Raw genomic sequence first — 18,168 nt, 5'->3', positions numbered from 1 at the left:
TTTTAGCTGTTATTTTCACTGTTGCTTACCAGTTACCGTAGGGATATTTTTTATCTTTGATAAACTCAAGAACATATTCATCGTCTCCAAGAGAAAAATCATGCCGGGTAATTCCTTTACACATCTCCATTTTTTCACCTGAAACTGTTTCTATCAGAATCTGCTTATCCGTCAGGCGAATATTGGGTTTATTAGGTTTATCCAGCCATACTCCTATTTTTCCTTCCGGAGCCAGACCGATTAACAGATACCGCAGATAATACTTTTCACTGCCACCGTCTGGTGGTGAATAAGGTGTGAGCATCAATTTCCAGACTTCTCCAGCCAGTGTTATCCAGGTTTCATACACTTTTTTATCAATCACTGAGTCCCAGCAGAAATGGATAGACATCGGGGGATTTTTGGCTTTATTAAAAACTGACGACATCCCCGATACTTTCTCGCTCCATTGTCCCACGCTTCCTGGACTGGCATTAGTACTGGCCAGCGTTCTGAACTGATAATAGATGCCATCGGTATCCAATAATTCCACATAGGTAACTTCTGCTGGCAAGGAATTAGGGTGGAAAAAATTGAAATACCACTCATCATAGGGTGCGAGTAGCGATATTTTTTCTTTCGCTGCTGCGTTAAAGTTAAGAATCATACACGTAATAACAAACAGTGACTTTATATTAAATTCCATTTTGTTTATTCCCTTGCATATCGTATATAGTCCTGTTCCAATTTTCATCCGGCCGATTCACAAAACTAAACGCTTTAAACGATGATACCGCAGTAGATACTTTATTTTTCAATCGATAATCAACGGTATTCCAATTGGAAGAGCAGTGTATATATTTTCCAATGATTTTAAGCTCATCATCAGAAAAAGGTATCGGCGCTGTACACAAGAGAGCGGATTTACCCTGAGAAATCGCTTTTTCACATATTACCTTTAAATCACTGGGAAATTTTAATTCCGTATCAGCAATAGAAATGGCATCAAATACCACCCCCGCCTCTTTAGCGACTTCATACATTACTCTTAACGCAATCTTTGACCAGTCATTGGTGATAGTTCTGCGAAATGTCACCGCTGCAGCGACCCGTTTTCTCACATTACCTAAGTGGTCAGGCGACGCTATTTCATCAATATTGGATTCAATTTTCAGGACACCAGAAGGCAGAATCGGAGCCAGCGTTGAATAGCGCCACAATAACTCTGCCTGCTGTGCTGCTTTTTGATATGCGCTTGTTGCTTCCACCGGCACATTTCCCAGTACCGTTTCAATTGCCGGGCGACTTAAAAACAGGTACTCATCTTCCAGTGGGTCATAACCACCACCAATATCAGCATGTGATCCAGGGAAACTTAATTCTGGCCAGCTTTCCTTTATGCTGTTGAGGCAAAAGTTATAGCGGCATTCGTTCATGGCTGTGAGCTGGAATACATGTTTGGCCACACCTGGCGGCAACTTCACTTTCACCGAAAGGTTATTACCATCATGAGGGTCAAAACCATCCATCAGCCCTCCGATGGCTGCAACTGTGTCAAAAATACCTAAAAATTGCACTTCCCCGGAAGGCTTACCTAAATATTCAACTGACTGAAATGCCGTCGCGATGGTTTTAATCAGTACCGGATCACGCTCAAATACGCGATTAGTAAAATGCCGTGCGGCTGCTGCACCACGACTAAAGCCAAATACGTCAAACTGTAGACGCTTAATTACTAGTTTATTCTCTTTTAAATCAAAAATAATCTTAGCTAGTGTTTTATGAAGCAGTGATATCGCACGATCAGTTTTAGCAATTACCCCAGTATCATTATTTCCCAGCCCCATTCCCACCAGAGAATCTGCTTTATTATTTTCAGTACCTATCCCTTCAATATAAATTTCACGTTGAACATTGACTGAATCCGCATTTATTTCTGAATTTTTATGGTACAACTTATTCAACCAATGAATATTCGTATAGTAATTCAAATAGCTCTGTACACCTGATCCCGTTTTACCCTGCTTGCTCATACATTGTTTATTAAACGAGGCCAAATCCTGGACATCCAGACCATAGGTTTCAGGTTGGCACAAACTCATACGTAAATTCGTATTGGTTAAATTGTTACCTGTGCCATCAAAGAATACGCCAATGGTGAGGATAATTTCTCGTTTAGGCGGTATTACTGGTTTTTCCTCGACAGATAAGAGCGTCGGTGGGAAAAGGCGATTATAATTTTCAGGTGTGAGTAAATAGCTAAATTCTGTATTGGCTGTAAGATGCTTACAGTAGATATATTCGTAGTGTATCGTTATATATTGATAGTCAAGTTCATTTTGTTTTATTATAATCTGATTTTGACTTAACGTCGCACCACGGACTTCAATATAATAATACCTTTCCCATTTTCCATATTTATTAATACGATAAAAATCGAACTCAAAACGGCATCGCTCGTTATTATTAATGCAGCTCATCAGCAACGGTGAGCTTTTATCTAGAATTTTACAAAATTGTATCGTTTGATGATTAATGCCAAATCCTGTGTTACTTACTGCCCCCTGAAAACTAAAAACAAATATTTCTTCCTCATGTCCCTGTTGATACCGATTCCCGACAGAGGCCTGCGTCCCACATTCTGCAGAAATATCACCCTGTAGTTCCCCTGTAATGCGTAGATATATAATGTCGCTCATATGATTATACCCATTCCATAGATTTTAATTATATAATATAAACTTAATAATCATCTCGTTCAGCACTGTATATTAATTAATGTTTGGGTATAACAAGTTTTTATAAATTACCAATATAATTTTCAATTACGTGATGCACTAATAAAAAAGCCGTTTATCTACCAGGTAGAAATAAACGGCTTTATCACTTCACCCCGCAAACTGCCTGAACAGCGCCTTCCCCTTAACCAGTCTCGCGCCCAGCCAGCCGCCGCAAAGCGACAGCAGCAGTGCACCGCTGCACGGCAGCACAATCCACAATCGCCAGTCTGGTTCCCACGGGAAGTCGAACACTTTCGCCTGCAACACTGCCAGCGCCGTTTCCGCACCAATTGCGGCCACCAGGCCGGAAACAAACCCAAGCATGGCGAACTCACACCACAATGTCATCCGCAGCAGTTTTTTCCCCGCACCGAGTGTGCGCCACACCACCAGCTCCTGATGACGCTGACGCATTCCCACCTGCACCTGAGCCAGCAACAACAACATACCGCAGGCGGTGACCAGCACCACCATCACTTCCAGCGCCCGACTTACCTGCTCCAGCACCTGACCGACCTGTTTTAAAATCGCGCCAATGTCTAACAGGCTAATGGTCGGGAACTGGCGGTTGAGTTGCGTCAACATGCCGTTGCCGTTCTCCCAGCGGAAACTGGTGAGCCAGCTCTGCGGCTGCCCGTCCAATGCCCCTTCCGGGAAAATAAAATAGAAATTAGGCCGCAGGCTTTCCCAGTCCACTTTGCGCAGGCTGGTTACTTTGGCGCGAAACTCCTGGGTATCGCCCATAAAAGTCACGGTATCCCCGAGGGCAACGTTTAAGCGTTTCGCCAGTCCCTCTTCCATCGACACTTCATCGGCTTTTGGCGGCCAGTTACCGGCGACAATCGGATTATGATCGGGCCGCGTATTTTGCCAGGTGAGATTAAGTTCGCGGTTGAGCGCCTCATCTTCATTGCCTTCTGTCGGCTTGTCATTAATCGCCGTCAGCCGCGCCCGCACCACCGGATAAAATGATTCCGGGACTATCTGATGTTCCGCGAGGAACGCTTTTAGCGGCGTGACCTGTTCCGTGGCGATGTTGATTAAAAAGTAGTTCGGGCTTTCTGGCGGTAGCTGCTGCTGCCAGCGGTCGAGCAGATCGCCACGCAGCACCAGTAGCAGTGCCAGCAGCATAAAGGAGAGCGAAAATGCCGAAAGCTGGCTCAACGTTGACCACGGCTGGCGTAACAGGCGGCTGACCGCCAGGCGCAGAGGTAGCGATTTCAGCGTCATGCTGCGTAATACATTAAGCAACATCCAGCCCAGCACACCGCACAGCAAAGCCAGCACTACCGCGCCCGCCAGCACTGCCCACAGCAGCATACTGCCGCCCATCAGTCCGGCGAGCAGCAGCACAACCACCACGGTGACAATCGGCAGATAAAACTTCAGCGGCCAGACGTTCGCTACCACATCATTACGTAATACGCGTAAAGGCTGCGTTGCCAGCAACAGGCGGTACGGTCGCAGCCCCACCAGCAGCGAGATGACCGTCATGGTGCCGAGCGCCCACAGCCACGGCCAGAGGCTGGCAGGCGGCAGCGCGGCGGGCAGAACAGGTTTGAGCAGCACCATCAACACGTTTTCGAACAACAGACCTATCGCGCCACCGGTAACGGCTGAAAGCACCAGCACCATTAACCACTGGCCGACAATCAGCTTACGCAATTGCGCTCGCCCTGCCCCCAGCGTTTTGAGGATCGCCACCAGATCGTAGCGACTGCGACAGTAATGATTCATCGCCACCGCCACCGCTGCCACTGCCAGCAGCAAGGTCAGCAGCGCCGAAAGCAGCAGGAATTGTTGCGAACGTTCCATCGATCGCCCCAGTGCACCTTCGTCCTGTTCCAGACCGTACCAGCGTTGTTCGGGTTTAAGCTGGGGTAACAGCCATTTCTCATAGCTGTCGAGCTGGTTCTCGTTGCCGCCGAATTTATAGCGCCAGGTGACCCGACTCCCCGGCTGCACGGCTCCGGTTTTATCGACATCCGCCAGATTCATCATCAGACGCGGAGCCATCTGGAAGGGGTTAAAACCGGAATCCGGTTCCTGAATCACTTCTCCGGCAATCCGCAAGGTAGCATCGCCCACGTCGATGGTGTCGCCCGTTTTCAGGTTAAGGAGTGCCATCAGACGTGGGGCCAGCAATACGCTGCCCGCCTGCGGTTTCAGGCCTGGAGGATTGGTTTGCAGATCGCCATACATCGGGTAGATATCATCCACCGCTTTGACGTTCGCCAGCTGCGGAGTGTCGCCCGCAAAGGTCATCGTGGCGAAAGTCAGCTGCTTGCCGACTTTCAGGCCGCGCTTTTGCGCTTCCTCCAGCCACGCTTGCGGCACTTCGCGCGAACTGCGCAGCGCCCGATCGCCCGCCATAAACTCGCGGCTTTGCTGGCTTAAACCTTTCTCCATGCGATCGCTGATATTGCCCAGCGCCAGCACGCAGGCCACCGCCAGGCTTAGCGCCAGCCAGACAATTAATAGCGACGGCGAGCGCCATTCGCGCCAGAACCAACGTGCAATCATGCTTCCTCCTGCAACTGCCCGTTCACCAGCCGTAAGCAGCGGTCGCAGCGTGCCGCCAGTTGCAGGTCGTGGGTCACCATAATCAACGTGGTGCCATGCTCACGGTTGAGGGAAAACAGCAGGTCGGCAATTTTATCGCCCGTCTGGCGGTCAAGGTTGCCGGTAGGTTCGTCGGCAAACAGCACATCAGGTCGACCGTTAAAGGCTCTCGCCAGCGCCACTCGTTGCTGTTCGCCGCCGGAAAGCTGTGCCGGAAGATGATCCAGGCGTTTACCCAGCCCTAACTGTTCGAGCAAGGCTTTCGCCCCGTTACGACTTTCCAGGCTACTCTCACCGCGCAGCAGCGCCGGAAGCTCGACGTTTTCCAGCGCGTTAAGGGTAGGTATTAACATAAATGACTGAAAAACAAAGCCTACGTGCTTCGCGCGCAACTTTGCCCGCGCTTCTTCGTCCATATTATGTAGCGGTTGTCCCACCAGATTCACTTCACCACTGCTGCCGTCGTCCAGCCCGGCGAGGATCGCCAGCAAGGTTGACTTACCCGACCCTGACTCGCCCACCAGTGCGATGGTTTCGCCGCGTTTGACAACCAGCTCAACTCCGGTGAGGATGGAGAGTTCATGCTCCCCCTGACCGACGGACTTCTTAAGATGATGAACTTCAACAATGTTTTCCGCTGGCATTTGCCCTTCCTGTTCCTGGTTCTGTTAACCTTCCGTGCCGCCGCAGCGGACACGTTATTGATTCTGGGTGATAGCCTGAGCGCCGGGTATCGAATGTCTGCCAGCGCGGCCTGGCCTGCCTTGTTGAATGATAAGTGGCAGAGTAAAACGTCGGTAGTTAATGCCAGCATCAGTGGCGACACCTCGCAACAAGGGCTGGCGCGCCTTCCGGCTCTGCTGAAACAGCATCAGCCGCGCTGGGTGCTGGTTGAACTGGGCGGCAATGACGGTTTGCGTGGTTTTCAGCCACAACAAACGGAGCAGACGCTGCGCCAGATTTTGCAGGATGTCAAAGCCGCCAACGCTGAACCATTGTTGATGCAAATACGTCTGCCTGCAAACTATGGTCGCCGTTATAATGAAGCCTTTAGCGCCATTTACCCCAAACTCGCCAAAGAGTTTGATGTTCCGCTGCTGCCCTTTTTTATGGAAGAGGTCTACCTCAAGCCACAATGGATGCAGGATGACGGTATTCATCCCAACCGCGACGCCCAGCCGTTTATTGCCGACTGGATGGCGAAGCAGTTGCAGCCTTTAGTAAATCATGACTCATAAAGCAACGGAGATCCTGACAGGTAAAGTTATGCAAAAATCGGTCTTAATTACCGGATGTTCCAGTGGAATTGGTCTGGAAAGCGCGCTCGAATTAAAACGCCAGGGTTTTCATGTGCTGGCAGGTTGCCGGAAACCGGATGATGTTGAGCGTATGAACAGCATGGGATTTACCGGCGTGTTGATCGATCTGGATTCACCAGAAAGTGTTGATCGCGCAGCCGACAAAGTGATCGCCCTGACCGATAATTGTCTGTATGGGATCTTTAACAATGCCGGATTCGGCATGTATGGCCCCCTTTCCACCATCAGCCGTGCGCAGATGGAACAGCAGTTTTCCGCCAACTTTTTCGGCGCACACCAGCTCACCATGCGCCTCTTACCCGCTATGTTGCCGCACGGTGAAGGGCGTATTGTGATGACCTCATCGGTGATGGGATTAATCTCCACGCCGGGTCGCGGCGCTTACGCGGCCAGTAAATATGCGCTGGAGGCGTGGTCAGACGCGCTGCGCATGGAACTGCGCCACAGCGGAATCAAAGTCAGCCTGATTGAACCCGGTCCCATTCGCACTCGCTTTACCGACAACGTCAACCAGACGCAAAGCGATCAACCGGTCGAAAACCCCGGTATTGCCGCCCGTTTTACTCTGGGACCGGAAGCGGTGGTCGCCAAAGTGCGCCATGCTTTTATTAGCGAGAAGCCGAAGATGCGCTATCCGGTGACGCTGGTGACCTGGGCGGTAATGGTGCTTAAGCGCCTGCTGCCGGGGCGCGTGATGGACAAAATATTGCAGGGGTGAGTTGAAGCGCGTGCTTAAGCCCCCATGTCAAAGAAAATATCGACAACAGAGAGTGACTCCATGTCCGTAGAAAATATTGTCAACATTAACGAATCTAACCTGCAACAGGTTCTTGAACAGTCGATGACCACACCGGTGCTGTTCTATTTTTGGTCTGAGCGTAGCCAGCACTGTTTGCAGTTAACCCCAATTCTGGAAAGCCTCGCGGCGCAGTACAACGGGCAATTTATTCTGGCGAAGCTGGACTGCGACGCCGAGCAGATGATTGCTTCCCAGTTTGGTCTGCGCGCGATTCCGACCGTTTATCTGTTCCAGAACGGGCAACCGGTAGACGGCTTCCAGGGGCCGCAACCGGAAGAAGCGATCCGCGCCCTGCTGGATAAAGTGCTGCCGCGCGAAGAAGAGTTAAAAGCGCAGCAGGCGATGCAACTGATGCAGGAAGGTAATTACACCGACGCTCTGCCATTGCTGAAAGACGCCTGGCAGTTGTCGAATCAGAACGGGGAGATCGGCCTGCTGCTGGCAGAAACGCTGATTGCGCTGAACCGTTCTGAAGATGCAGAAGCGGTGCTGAAAACCATTCCGTTGCAGGATCAGGACACCCGCTATCAGGGTCTGGTGGCGCAAATTGAACTGCTGAAGCAGGCGGCAGATACGCCGGAAATTCAGCAGCTGCAACAGCAGGTGGCAGAGAATCCAGAAGATGCCGCACTGGCGACGCAACTGGCGCTGCAACTGCATCAGGTTGGGCGCAATGAAGAGGCGCTGGAGTTGCTGTTCGGACATCTGCGTAAAGATCTCACCGCCGCAGACGGTCAGACACGTAAAACGTTCCAGGAGATCCTCGCTGCGCTGGGTACGGGTGATGCGCTGGCGTCGAAATATCGCCGCCAGCTGTATGCGTTGTTGTATTGATATTCGGTTGAGATGCGATGCTACGTAGATTCATAGGCATGATAAGACGCGTCAGCGTCGCATCAGGCGTCCGCGCATAACCGCCGGATGCGGCGTAAACGCCTTATCCGGCCTACGATTCGCGCACAGACTGTGCAGGCATCGCATTATTTCATTTCTTCTTCAATTGCGTCACCACCAACTGGTGGCGCGAATTATAAAACTTACGATAGGTTAAATAACAGGCAATAATGGTCGACAAGCTGGCGGTTGAGAGCAGCATAAAGGTCACCATAATCTGATATTTAATCGCCTTCACCGGATCAATCCCGGCAAATATCAGCCCGGACATCATTCCTGGTAAACTCACTAAGCCAACCGTTTTTGCCGAATCCACCGTTGGAATTAAAGCCGCGCGAATACTGTCGCGAATCAATATCGCTGAAGCCTGTTTCGGCGTCGCACCAAGACTCAGTTTCTCCTGAATCTGTTGCTGTTCGCTGATAAACCGCTGACCGAGATTGTTATAACACAGCCCTACCGCCACCATAGCGTTACCGGCAATCATCCCGGCGATAGGGATCACCTGCATCGGGATAAACTCAATCGATCCTGAGAGAATCAATACCGCCAGGGTAATTCCCGCCCCGACCGTAATGGCAATAAATGACGAGACAAAGGCTTTAGCAATATATTTACTGCGTTTTTGCGCATTCCACGCCGCATTAAAGCAGATAAATAACACCATCAATAATGTCAGGCTGGCATCATCCACGCTGAAAATATACTTCAGCACATAGCCGACAATAATCAGCTGAATTATCGCGCGCCCCACACTCCAGAGAATATCTTTCTCCAGCGCCAGTTTTTCTTTATGGCTAATTAAGATTGCGACAATCACCAGCATTAATGCCAGTGCCAGTGACTCGTTGGTAATATTATGCGTGTTCATAGCGTGCTTCCTGCATTTCTCCGGCATGCGGTTGCAGTGTAATCACCTTATCCGCATGATTAATTTCGTCTTTATCGTGCGTCACCCACAACACAGCAATATTTTGCTCACGTACATAGCGGTGGATCATCTCATTGACGTTGCGTTTGTTGCTTTCATCCAGCGCACTGGTGATTTCGTCGAGCAATAAAACCTTCGGCATAAATTGTAGGTTACGAATCAATGAGATGCGTTGTTTTTCACCACCAGATAGCTCGGCGATATTTTTCGTCAAAATGGTGTCCGGCAAGGAGAAACGTTCGAGAAAATCGAGAAAAATGGCCGGGTCAGGCTGCTGGTTACGGATCTGCCAGGGAAAGATCAGGTTATCGTAGACCGTGTCGCCAAACAGAGCCGGCGTCTGGGCGCAGTAAGAAACTTGTTGGCGATAAGTTTCTGGCTTTAGTGTGCTGACATCCTCACCTTCAAACAGTAACGTTCCGCTGGTCGGGCTGATTAATGAAGCAACTATTTTTAGTAGCGTACTTTTACCGCAGCCGGAAGGGCCGGTAATTAACTTAAATTCGCCAGCACGCAGCGAAAAATTGATGTTATTGAGAATCTTCGTATCGCCCGCCTGATATCCAACATTTTGTAGTTGGAGCAAAAGACTATTTTCCTGCATTGCCCATCCCTTTTCTGATTTTTACTAAAAACAGTTTATCCTCCGCAAGAATAAGGGGGAACTCTCTTTCAGTAATCAGGTATAATTTGTTTAATCAAGCAGCATTTTTGCTCTTTATGGACGGTACAACAGGAGGTTTTTCCGATGCTTATTTTTATCCCGATTCTCATTTTTGTCGCGCTGGTGATTGTTGGTGCGGGCGTCAAAATCGTTCCGCAGGGCTATCAGTGGACGGTAGAACGATTTGGTCGTTATACCAAAACATTACAGCCGGGGCTAAGTCTGGTGGTGCCGTTTATGGACCGCATTGGTCGTAAGATCAATATGATGGAGCAAGTGCTCGACATCCCATCCCAGGAAGTTATCTCGAAAGATAACGCCAACGTGACCATCGACGCCGTTTGCTTTATTCAGGTGATTGATGCCCCGCGTGCCGCTTATGAAGTCAGCAATCTGGAACTGGCGATCATCAACCTGACCATGACCAACATCCGTACCGTTCTGGGTTCAATGGAACTTGACGAAATGCTCTCTCAGCGCGACAGCATTAACTCGCGTCTGCTGCATATTGTCGATGAAGCCACTAATCCGTGGGGGATAAAAGTCACCCGTATTGAAATTCGCGATGTGCGCCCACCAGCAGAGCTTATCTCTTCGATGAACGCGCAGATGAAAGCGGAACGTACCAAACGCGCTTACATCCTTGAGGCGGAAGGGATACGTCAGGCGGAAATCCTCAAAGCCGAAGGTGAAAAACAGTCACAAATCCTGAAAGCGGAAGGCGAACGTCAGTCGGCGTTTTTACAGGCTGAAGCGCGTGAACGTTCTGCCGAAGCGGAAGCCCGCGCAACCCAAATGGTGTCTGAAGCCATTGCTTCTGGTGACATTCAGGCAGTGAATTACTTCGTGGCGCAGAAATACACCGAAGCGTTACAGCAGATTGGTTCGTCCAGTAACAGCAAAGTGGTGATGATGCCATTAGACGCCAGCAGCCTGATGGGGTCGATTGCCGGGATTGCCGAACTGGTGAAAGACAGCGCGAACGAGCGAAATAAATCATGATAGAGATGATAGCTATCCATCCGCATATTTTTTGGCTGAGTCTCGGCGGTCTGCTGCTGGCAGCCGAGATGCTGGGCGGCAATGGTTATCTGCTTTGGAGCGGTGCCGCGGCGGTGATTACTGGCCTGGTGGTCTGGCTGCTGCCGCTGGGTTGGGAGTGGCAAGGGGTGATGTTTGCCGTCCTGACGCTACTTGCCGCCTGGCTGTGGTGGAAATGGCTGGCACGAGGCGTGCGCGAACAAAAGCACAGTGACAGCCATCTTAACCAGCGCGGTCAACAATTGATCGGCAGACGATTTGTGCTGGAATCGCCACTGGTCAACGGGCGAGGTCATATGCGCGTCGGTGACAGTTCATGGCCCGTCAGCGCCAGCGAGGATCTCGGTGCAGGTACGCATGTTGAGGTGATTGCGATTGAAGGGATAACGCTGATCATCCGTGCGGTCATCGCCTGATGCGACGCTGACGCGTCTTATCATGCCTGGAAATCTGCGCCCGAATCGTAGGCCGGATAAGGCGTTTACGCCGCATCCGGCGGTTATGCACCGATGCCTGATGCGACGCTAACGCGTCTTATCATGCCTACAAAACTGCACTCAACCGTAGGCCGGATAAGGCGTTTACGCCGCATCCGGCGGTTATGCACCGATGCCTGATGCGACGCTAACGCGTCTTATCATGCCTGGAAGTCTGCGCCCGAATCGTAGGCCGCCTCCGCCATATTAACTGGCATTGGCAAATTACTCGTCACTACCTTTATTCATGTTTTTTTGGTCTTCATCCGGATAATGTTTTTTTAGATATTCCAGGACGTTTTTATTGACCTTGTGTTGGGTATACACCCACCCTTTCCAGTAATCAGGCTGGTCCAGGTAAACTTCTGGCGGAATGGTGAAATCAGAAAGCGTTAACCATTCGGCTAACAAATCAGGATTACGTTTCTGGATTAACTGCAACAGCATGATCAGCGACATGGCAGAGGCAGGAGCCGTACTATCGCCACTTAAATATTTCCACACTGTTGACCGGTTCGAACGAAAAAGGATGGGTAGCAGCGCCCTGTCCAGATTCATTTCATTAAAAATCTTCTCAAATTCATTCATTTAATTTTCCTGCCTGGCGTAAACCTCTTAAAATTTGAGATTTATCAAAGAAACGCATTCTAGCACACATCAGGAACAGCTTCACGTTTAGCCCAGAAACAGCATTTATTTCGCTTATCAAAACAAGTCTTTACGGTTTCTTACAGAGAAATAGCACAAAATGCCTTCCCATTTTATTTCTAAAAGAAACATTTTTAGTTTCTATTTGGCGGTATTTACGCTTACACAGTATAAAAACGCGCTTTACATCACACAAATGCCAGCGTAGATTCCGATCAATGCGAAACACATAACATTTCTTATAACAACAACTAATGTTGCTATAAGAAACAAAAATGCGACTTACTTTGATTGAGAAAAAATGAATGAAAACTGTAAAGATGTCTTTACTGGCTGTCGTTGTTGCTACTGCTGTATGTCCATCGGCCTTTGCGGGGGACACCATTGAGGCGGCGACGACAGAACAGACCCAGACAGACCGCGATGCGGCACAAGATACCGCCATCCAGAATGCGCAAACCACCGCGAACAAAGCAGTGACGACCGCCGATGAAGCACACCAGGCCATTACGTCAGTGCAAACCGAGATTGACGCCAACAAAGCGGCTATTCATAAAAATACCAACAACATTACCGAACAGAATAACATTCTCAGAGCTCAACAAGAGCAAATTACCGACACACAAAAAACGGTTGCTGCTACCGGTGATGTTCAGAACGCAGCACGTTATCAAAGCATGGTAAACGCCCGTCAGGAGGCTGCGGATAACGCACAGCAGCAACAAGCCGAAGCCCAACAAACGCAGATTACCGAACAGCAAAAGCAAATCGAAGCCACACAAAAAACGGTTGCAGCTACTGGTGACGTTCAGACCGCCGCCCGTTATCAAAGCATGGTAAACGCCCGTCAGGAGGCTGCGGATAACGCACAGCAGCAACAAGCCGAAGCCCAACAAACGCAGATTACCGAACAGCAAAAGCAAATCGAAGCCACACAAAAAACCGTCGCTGCTACCGGTGATGTTCAGACCGCCGCCCGTTATCAGGGAATGGTCAACGCTAAACTGGCTGCGGAAAATGAAGCCAGCACGCGCGCTTCTGCGGAGCAAGGGAAAAAAATTGACGCTCTTTCTTCTACCATGACGACGGTATCTCAAAGTGTTGCTACCGAGAACCACACAAAAGAACTGGAAGAAATTCATGGCGATATAACAAAAACCAACACTGCAGTAAGCAAGCTGGCGGCACAACAACAGATAGATAGCGTTCATTACGGTGAACAAATTCAAAACCTGGTGCAGGATTCCACCGACACACATCAGCAGTTATCAACCACGCAAAAACGAGTAGCGGATAACAGCCAGCAAATTAATACTCTCAATAACCATTTCAGCTCACTGAAAAACGAAGTTGAAGACAACCGTAAAGATGCCAATGCGGGGATCGCGTCAGCTATTGCCATTGCTTCACAACCGCAGGTGAAAACCGGTGATTTAATGATGGTGTCTGCGGGAGCGGGAACGTTTAATGGTGAATCGGCGGTATCTGTCGGCACGTCTTTTAATGCCGGGGTCCACACGGTAATTAAAGCAGGTGTTTCTGCGGATACGCAATCTGATTTCGGTGCGGGTGTCGGTGTGGGATATTCGTTCTAAGATCTCGCTGGATACTTTATAAATATCAATAAAAACCATTAAATAAATTAGAGCAAGGACGTTTGCCTGTTTTCACTCCTTAATGATTTTCATACTCTATTTAAGGTTAACAATGATGAATAGCTCCATTAAATCGTTTTCCCTGCTGGCTGTTATATTACTGGCTGGCTGTAGCTCTCCCACTTCCCGCATCGCAGATTGCCAGGCGCAGGGTGTCAGCCATGACACCTGTTATCTCGCCGAACAGCAGCGTCAGGCGGCTATTTTAAGTGCATCCGAGGCGCAGGCATTTAAAAATGCAGAAGCCGCACAACACGCCCAGGCGGCAAAGAAAGCCATTTATAAAGGATATGGCATGACCTTTAGAATGAGCAGTAAAAACTTTGCGTATCTCAATGATTCATTATGTGCGATAGATGAAGATAACGCCGATGCCACCGTTTATCAATCGGGTCTGTATAACGTCATTGTTTATCATCACACAGGAAAAGTCGCATTAATGAAAGAAGGCCAGTTTGTGGGCTATTTAAAATGAAGGAGCAAAAGAAAATAGCCATGACGCATATTATGATTATCGGTGCGTTTATTTTTGCCTTCCTGCAAGTGGTGTTATTAGCCTCCCTGGTTCACGCTGTGAATGTTAACAACGAAATCCAGGAAGGCTTATTTCAGTCGGGGCGCATTATGGTAGAAAGTTTGCAACATATTCTTTCTGTGCAAACGGGGATTAACTGATTTTCACCCCGCCCGATGATGACAGCAGCCGGAGAGATTTTCGATAATCGGGCAGTCGGCGCTGTCATCACCAGGGCAGGCATTCGCCAGCGCCAGCAGCTGGTTCCGCATGGACTGCAGTTCTTCAATATGTCGCTCGATCTCTGCCACCTTCTCCAGCGTGCGCCGTTTTACATCAGCACTGTGGCGCTGCGGGTCGTTAAACAGATTCACCAGTTCGCCGCTCTCTTCCAGGTTAAAGCCCACCTGGCGCGCCTGGCGCAGTAAGGTCAGTTCGTTGAGATGCTGCTGCGTGTAGGTGCGATAACCGTTTTCGCTGCGCATCGGCGGTGTCACCAGCCCCTTCTCTTCATAGAAGCGAATGGCTTTGCTGGTCAGGCCGGTAATTTTTGCTACATCACTAATGTTCATCGTTCGCGCAACGCCTCCTGTGCTTTGTTAAAGGGTTTCAACAGATAATCCAGCACGCTCTTTTTGCCGGTACGGATATCAACCGTCGCCACCATACCTGGGAATATCGGAAACTGCTGTTTACTTTTGTTTTCCAGATGGTTGCTGAAAGTGCGAATGTACACCCGATAGTAATAAACATCGCGCCGCACTTCATCCTGCACGGTGTCTGGTGATATCACTGCCACTTCCCCCGGCAGGCCGCCATAGATGGAGTAATCGTAAGCGGTTATTTTCACCAGCGATTTTTGCCCCGGATGGATAAACGCCACATCGCGCGGGGAGATTTTCGCCTCAATCAGCAGTTGCTCATCCAGCGGCACGATGGTCATGAGTTTACCACCGGGGGCAATGACGCCGCCAACCGTGGTGACGTCAATGTCCTGAACAATGCCACGCACCGGCGCAGTAAAGTTGAGCCTGGTGAGGGAATCTTCCCGCCCACGGATCACCGAACGCTGGGTTTCCACTTCCGCATTGGCTTTCGCTAACTCTTCCCGCGCCTGAACGTAATATTGTGTACGCACGTCGTTAAGTTTGTTTTCCAGTTCGTTAGCCTGACGCTGTAAACGCAACACTTCCACGTTGCTCGCCGCCCCCTGTTTCACCAGCGGCTGGGTCATTGCCAGTTCACGATTGACCAGACTAATCCCCTGCGTCAGCCCGGTGGTGGCTTTATTCAGCCCGTCGCGGCGAGTGTTATATAACGCCGTTTCCGACTCGATAAGCTCGGGGAATTTATTCAGTTCGTCAGGGAAAACCAGCGGTTTATTACTCACTTCCGCCCGCAGCCGCGCCGAGGTTGCCAGCGCCGCGTACAGCCGCGACATCGCTTCCTGGACGTCGGATTCCGTTTTGGTGCGGTTAAGCTGCGCCAGCGGCTGGCCCTGTTCAACAATATCGCCAACCTTCACATCGAGATGATACAAAATCCCGCCTTCCAGCGACTGCACCACCTGTTCGCGCCCGGAAGGTTCTACCGTGCCGCTGCCGGTAGTGACTTCATCAAGCTGGAAATACCACGCCCAGCCGAGAAAACAGAGCAGCATCACAGCGGTAACGCGTACCGCCAGCGCCGAGCGCGGCAGGCGGGGTTCAGTCAGGCCACGGTTATATTGCAGTTGTCCGTTCATGCGGCAGACCCCTTATTCTTCTCCTGCAACACCACGCGTCGCGCCGTGGGTTCGCCCTGTTCACGCAAAATAGCCTCTTTCGCACCATCCATCACAATCCGCCCCTGATCCATCACGATTATCCTGTCTACCAGTTGCAGCATCGCCGTGCGATGAGTGGCGATTACCAGCGTGCGATGGCCTATCCACTGCTTCAGTTGCTCGATTAAATGCGCTTCCGCCATTTCGTCCAGCGAGGCGCTGGGTTCGTCAAGCAGGACGATATTGGGTTGAGAGATAAGTAGCCGCGCCAGCAGCAGCGTTTGCCGCTGACCGCCAGAGAGGCCAAATCCCCCTTCCTGAATCATGTAGTTAAGGCCGTTTTTCTGCTTCTGCACAAAGGGCAGCGCCCCGCTGAGGATTAATGCGCGCTCGATATCTTCATCGCTGGCTTCCGGCATCCCCATGGTGAGGTTTTCCCGCAGCGAGCCGAAGAACAGTCGCCCGGTCTGGCTAAGCAGCCCCATGTCGCGGCGCAGATCCGCCGGATCAAGCTGCCCGATGCTGATGTTATCCAGCAGCACCTGCCCCTGCTGGGCGATACGCATTCCGGCGAGCATTTGCAGTAGCGTCGATTTACCCGCGCCGTTGCGCCCGAGAATGGCGATTTTCTCTCCGGCCTGAATGTTGAGTTTGCCAATCGCCACATCGGCAATCTTCTCTTCTTCGTCGTAATAAAACACCGCATTGCTGAACTGATAATTGCCGTGCAGCACCGCTTTATGCACCAGTTTGCCGTGCTCCGGCTGATCCACCGGGCGCTTCATCAGTTCATCAAGGCCGTTACGCGCCACCTTCGCCTGCTGCCAGCGCGAGAGCACGCCGGATATCTGCGACAGCGGCGCAATGGTGCGCGAAGCCAGGATCGTCGTCCCGACCAGCGCGCCGGTGGTCATATCACCGTTCATTACCATAAAGCAGCCCACCAACAGCACCACGACGTAGACGATGGATTGCACTTCCTGGGTCCAGGTGAGCAGCAGCCCGGTGAGAAAACGTTGCTTCATGCTGATGGACGACGCCACGTCGTTGGTGTGATTCCACTGATTCTGAAAACGCTGTTCGGCGCGCAACAGTTTAATGTCTTCAATCGACTGCACGGCTTCCACAAGCGTCGCGTTACGTACCGCCGACTCGCGCATCCCTTCGTTCGCCAGCCGCGCCAGCGGGCGTTGCACCAGCAGGCCGGGGATCACCAGCAACGGCAGCGCCAGCAAAACAACCAGCACCAGCCAGCCGCCAATCATCCACAGAATAAAGACAAACAGCAGGAAGAACGGCAGATCCGCCACCGCGCCGATGGTGGTGGAAGTAATAAGCTCCCGCACCGATTCCAGTTCGCGGATCTGCGAGATAAACGATCCGGTGGATTTCGATCGCACATTATTTTTCAGCCGTAACGCATGACCAAAAACGCGATCCGAAATCCGTAAATCCGCCCGCTTGCCAATCATATCCGAGAGGTGCGTACGCACCATGCGCATACAGAACTCAAACAGGATCGCCATCATCACCCCGGCGAACAGCACCCACAGCGTCGGGTACGACTGCGCCGGAACGACGCGGTCGTAAACCTGCATCGAGAAAATCATCGCCGCCAGTGCCAGCACGTTCGCCACCAGTGACGCCAGCATAATATCGCCATAGCGCCGCCAGTCTTTCAGCGAGAGATTCCAGAACCAGTTCGCTTGATACGGGCGAATGTAGTCATCTACCCGCGCATCTGGAATGGCGCTGAGCGGGCGGAGTAGCGCCAGTTCGACGATTTTATCTTCAACATCCGCGACGTTAAGCGTGGTTTCCAGCCCTTCGTCACCACTGAACTGAATGCTGATATTGTCGTGGTTATCGCGGCGAGTGATCACACCGACCTGTTGATTATCAAACACCGCAATCAACGGCAGTCGCCATGGGTTAAGCGAATCGGCGGAGAACTCCACCAGCCGTAGCCCCATCCCCAACTGCCGCGCCATGTCGGTGAGTAACTCTTCCCGTTTGCTGTCGCGCTCCCAGTTGACGGTTGCACGCACATTCTCCTGAGAAAAATCAAGGCGGTAATAACGCGCCACGGCGATCATCGCCTCCAGCCAGGCTTCCACGGACTGGGCATTTTTTTTCATTAT

The 18,168-nt window shown here is 50.8% G+C and carries 18 protein-coding genes; 8 read left to right on the top strand and 10 right to left on the bottom strand.

From position 1 onward, the window contains the following. Window positions 1–25: 25 nt before the first annotated feature. From FEM44_RS17070 to ybbA, 4 genes are all read right to left on the bottom strand, one after another. Complete coding sequence (locus FEM44_RS17070; protein ID WP_135523114.1) at window positions 26–685, bottom strand: DUF2931 family protein; 660 nt, start codon at window positions 683–685, stop codon at window positions 26–28. Beyond that, a complete protein-coding gene (tssD, locus tag FEM44_RS17065) occupies window positions 675–2,678 on the bottom strand; it encodes a type VI secretion system tube protein TssD (RefSeq protein ID WP_135523115.1) in 2,004 nt (667 codons plus the stop codon). Before tssD ends, FEM44_RS17070 begins: the two co-directional genes overlap by 11 nt. Before the next feature lie 189 nt (window positions 2,679–2,867). Beyond that, window positions 2,868–5,282 carry a putative ABC transporter permease subunit YbbP gene (gene ybbP / locus FEM44_RS17060; protein WP_135523116.1) on the bottom strand — a complete coding sequence of 805 codons (2,415 nt, stop codon included), beginning with the start codon at window positions 5,280–5,282 and terminating at the stop codon, window positions 2,868–2,870. Continuing rightward, a complete protein-coding gene (ybbA, locus tag FEM44_RS17055) occupies window positions 5,279–5,965 on the bottom strand; it encodes a putative ABC transporter ATP-binding protein YbbA (RefSeq protein ID WP_135523117.1) in 687 nt (228 codons plus the stop codon). Before ybbA ends, ybbP begins: the two co-directional genes overlap by 4 nt. Here ybbA and tesA point away from each other — a divergent pair. From tesA to cnoX, 3 genes are read left to right on the top strand one after another with little or no spacing between them, the layout of a single operon-like run. After that, on the top strand, window positions 5,936–6,559 hold the full coding sequence (gene tesA / locus FEM44_RS17050) for a multifunctional acyl-CoA thioesterase I/protease I/lysophospholipase L1 (RefSeq protein WP_001295836.1): 624 nt from the start codon (window positions 5,936–5,938) through the stop codon (window positions 6,557–6,559). The two genes, ybbA and tesA, sit on opposite strands and share 30 nt — an antisense overlap. Continuing rightward, window positions 6,549–7,358, top strand: coding sequence for an NADP(+)-dependent aldehyde reductase (ybbO, locus tag FEM44_RS17045; RefSeq protein ID WP_135523118.1), 810 nt, complete (start codon window positions 6,549–6,551; stop codon window positions 7,356–7,358). The genes tesA and ybbO overlap by 11 nt, the downstream gene beginning before the upstream one ends. Before the next feature lie 60 nt (window positions 7,359–7,418). Continuing rightward, window positions 7,419–8,273, top strand: a complete 855-nt coding sequence (cnoX, locus tag FEM44_RS17040) for a chaperedoxin (protein ID WP_016159169.1) — start codon at window positions 7,419–7,421, stop codon at window positions 8,271–8,273. A gap of 151 nt (window positions 8,274–8,424) precedes the next feature. Here the strand turns inward: cnoX and fetB are convergent, their stop codons facing one another. After that, window positions 8,425–9,204, bottom strand: a complete 780-nt coding sequence (gene fetB / locus FEM44_RS17035) for an iron efflux ABC transporter permease subunit FetB (protein ID WP_135523119.1) — start codon at window positions 9,202–9,204, stop codon at window positions 8,425–8,427. Then, window positions 9,191–9,868 carry an iron efflux ABC transporter ATP-binding subunit FetA gene (gene fetA / locus FEM44_RS17030; RefSeq protein WP_130258563.1) on the bottom strand — a complete coding sequence of 226 codons (678 nt, stop codon included), beginning with the start codon at window positions 9,866–9,868 and terminating at the stop codon, window positions 9,191–9,193. Before fetA ends, fetB begins: the two co-directional genes overlap by 14 nt. Before the next feature lie 144 nt (window positions 9,869–10,012). On the opposite strand from fetA, the gene FEM44_RS17025 reads away from it, so the two are divergent. Together FEM44_RS17025 and FEM44_RS17020 are read left to right on the top strand one after the other, a co-directional pair. Next, entirely contained in the window at window positions 10,013–10,930 is a 918-nt protein-coding gene (locus FEM44_RS17025) for an SPFH domain-containing protein (RefSeq protein WP_000904498.1), read from the top strand. Then, window positions 10,927–11,385 (top strand): NfeD family protein, encoded by a 459-nt coding sequence (locus tag FEM44_RS17020; protein ID WP_135523120.1) that lies wholly within the window; start codon window positions 10,927–10,929, stop codon window positions 11,383–11,385. The genes FEM44_RS17025 and FEM44_RS17020 overlap by 4 nt, the downstream gene beginning before the upstream one ends. A gap of 285 nt (window positions 11,386–11,670) precedes the next feature. Here the strand turns inward: FEM44_RS17020 and FEM44_RS17015 are convergent, their stop codons facing one another. Beyond that, entirely contained in the window at window positions 11,671–12,033 is a 363-nt protein-coding gene (locus FEM44_RS17015) for a hypothetical protein (protein WP_001001643.1), read from the bottom strand. Between the two features lie 365 nt (window positions 12,034–12,398). Here FEM44_RS17015 and FEM44_RS17010 point away from each other — a divergent pair, with 365 nt between their 5' ends. The 3 genes from FEM44_RS17010 (at window position 12,399) to FEM44_RS17000 (ending at window position 14,423) form a co-directional block, all read left to right on the top strand. Next, entirely contained in the window at window positions 12,399–13,688 is a 1,290-nt protein-coding gene (locus FEM44_RS17010) for a YadA-like family protein (RefSeq protein WP_138159104.1), read from the top strand. A 112-nt stretch (window positions 13,689–13,800) separates the two neighbouring features. Beyond that, complete coding sequence (locus FEM44_RS17005) at window positions 13,801–14,223, top strand: hypothetical protein (RefSeq protein WP_064529057.1); 423 nt, start codon at window positions 13,801–13,803, stop codon at window positions 14,221–14,223. After that, complete coding sequence (locus FEM44_RS17000; protein ID WP_024257417.1) at window positions 14,220–14,423, top strand: hypothetical protein; 204 nt, start codon at window positions 14,220–14,222, stop codon at window positions 14,421–14,423. The genes FEM44_RS17005 and FEM44_RS17000 overlap by 4 nt, the downstream gene beginning before the upstream one ends. A 3-nt stretch (window positions 14,424–14,426) precedes the next feature. Here the strand turns inward: FEM44_RS17000 and cueR are convergent, their stop codons facing one another. Genes cueR through FEM44_RS16985 form a run of 3 tightly spaced genes read right to left on the bottom strand, consistent with a single transcriptional unit; the run spans window position 14,427 to window position 18,165 of the window. Continuing rightward, on the bottom strand, window positions 14,427–14,834 hold the full coding sequence (gene cueR, locus FEM44_RS16995) for a Cu(I)-responsive transcriptional regulator (RefSeq protein ID WP_001026752.1): 408 nt from the start codon (window positions 14,832–14,834) through the stop codon (window positions 14,427–14,429). Then, window positions 14,831–16,006: an HlyD family type I secretion periplasmic adaptor subunit gene (locus FEM44_RS16990; RefSeq protein ID WP_135523122.1), complete on the bottom strand. Its 1,176-nt coding sequence runs from the start codon at window positions 16,004–16,006 to the stop codon at window positions 14,831–14,833. The genes cueR and FEM44_RS16990 overlap by 4 nt, the downstream gene beginning before the upstream one ends. Next, window positions 16,003–18,165, bottom strand: coding sequence for a type I secretion system permease/ATPase (locus FEM44_RS16985; RefSeq protein ID WP_135523123.1), 2,163 nt, complete (start codon window positions 18,163–18,165; stop codon window positions 16,003–16,005). The genes FEM44_RS16990 and FEM44_RS16985 overlap by 4 nt, the downstream gene beginning before the upstream one ends. Between the last annotated feature and the right edge of the window lie 3 nt (window positions 18,166–18,168).

It is taken from the genome of Escherichia sp. E4742, assembly GCF_005843885.1.
GTDB lineage: Bacteria > Pseudomonadota > Gammaproteobacteria > Enterobacterales > Enterobacteriaceae > Escherichia.
Note: the sequence above shows the minus strand (reverse complement) of the source record. Positions and strands in the feature narration are given on the sequence as shown.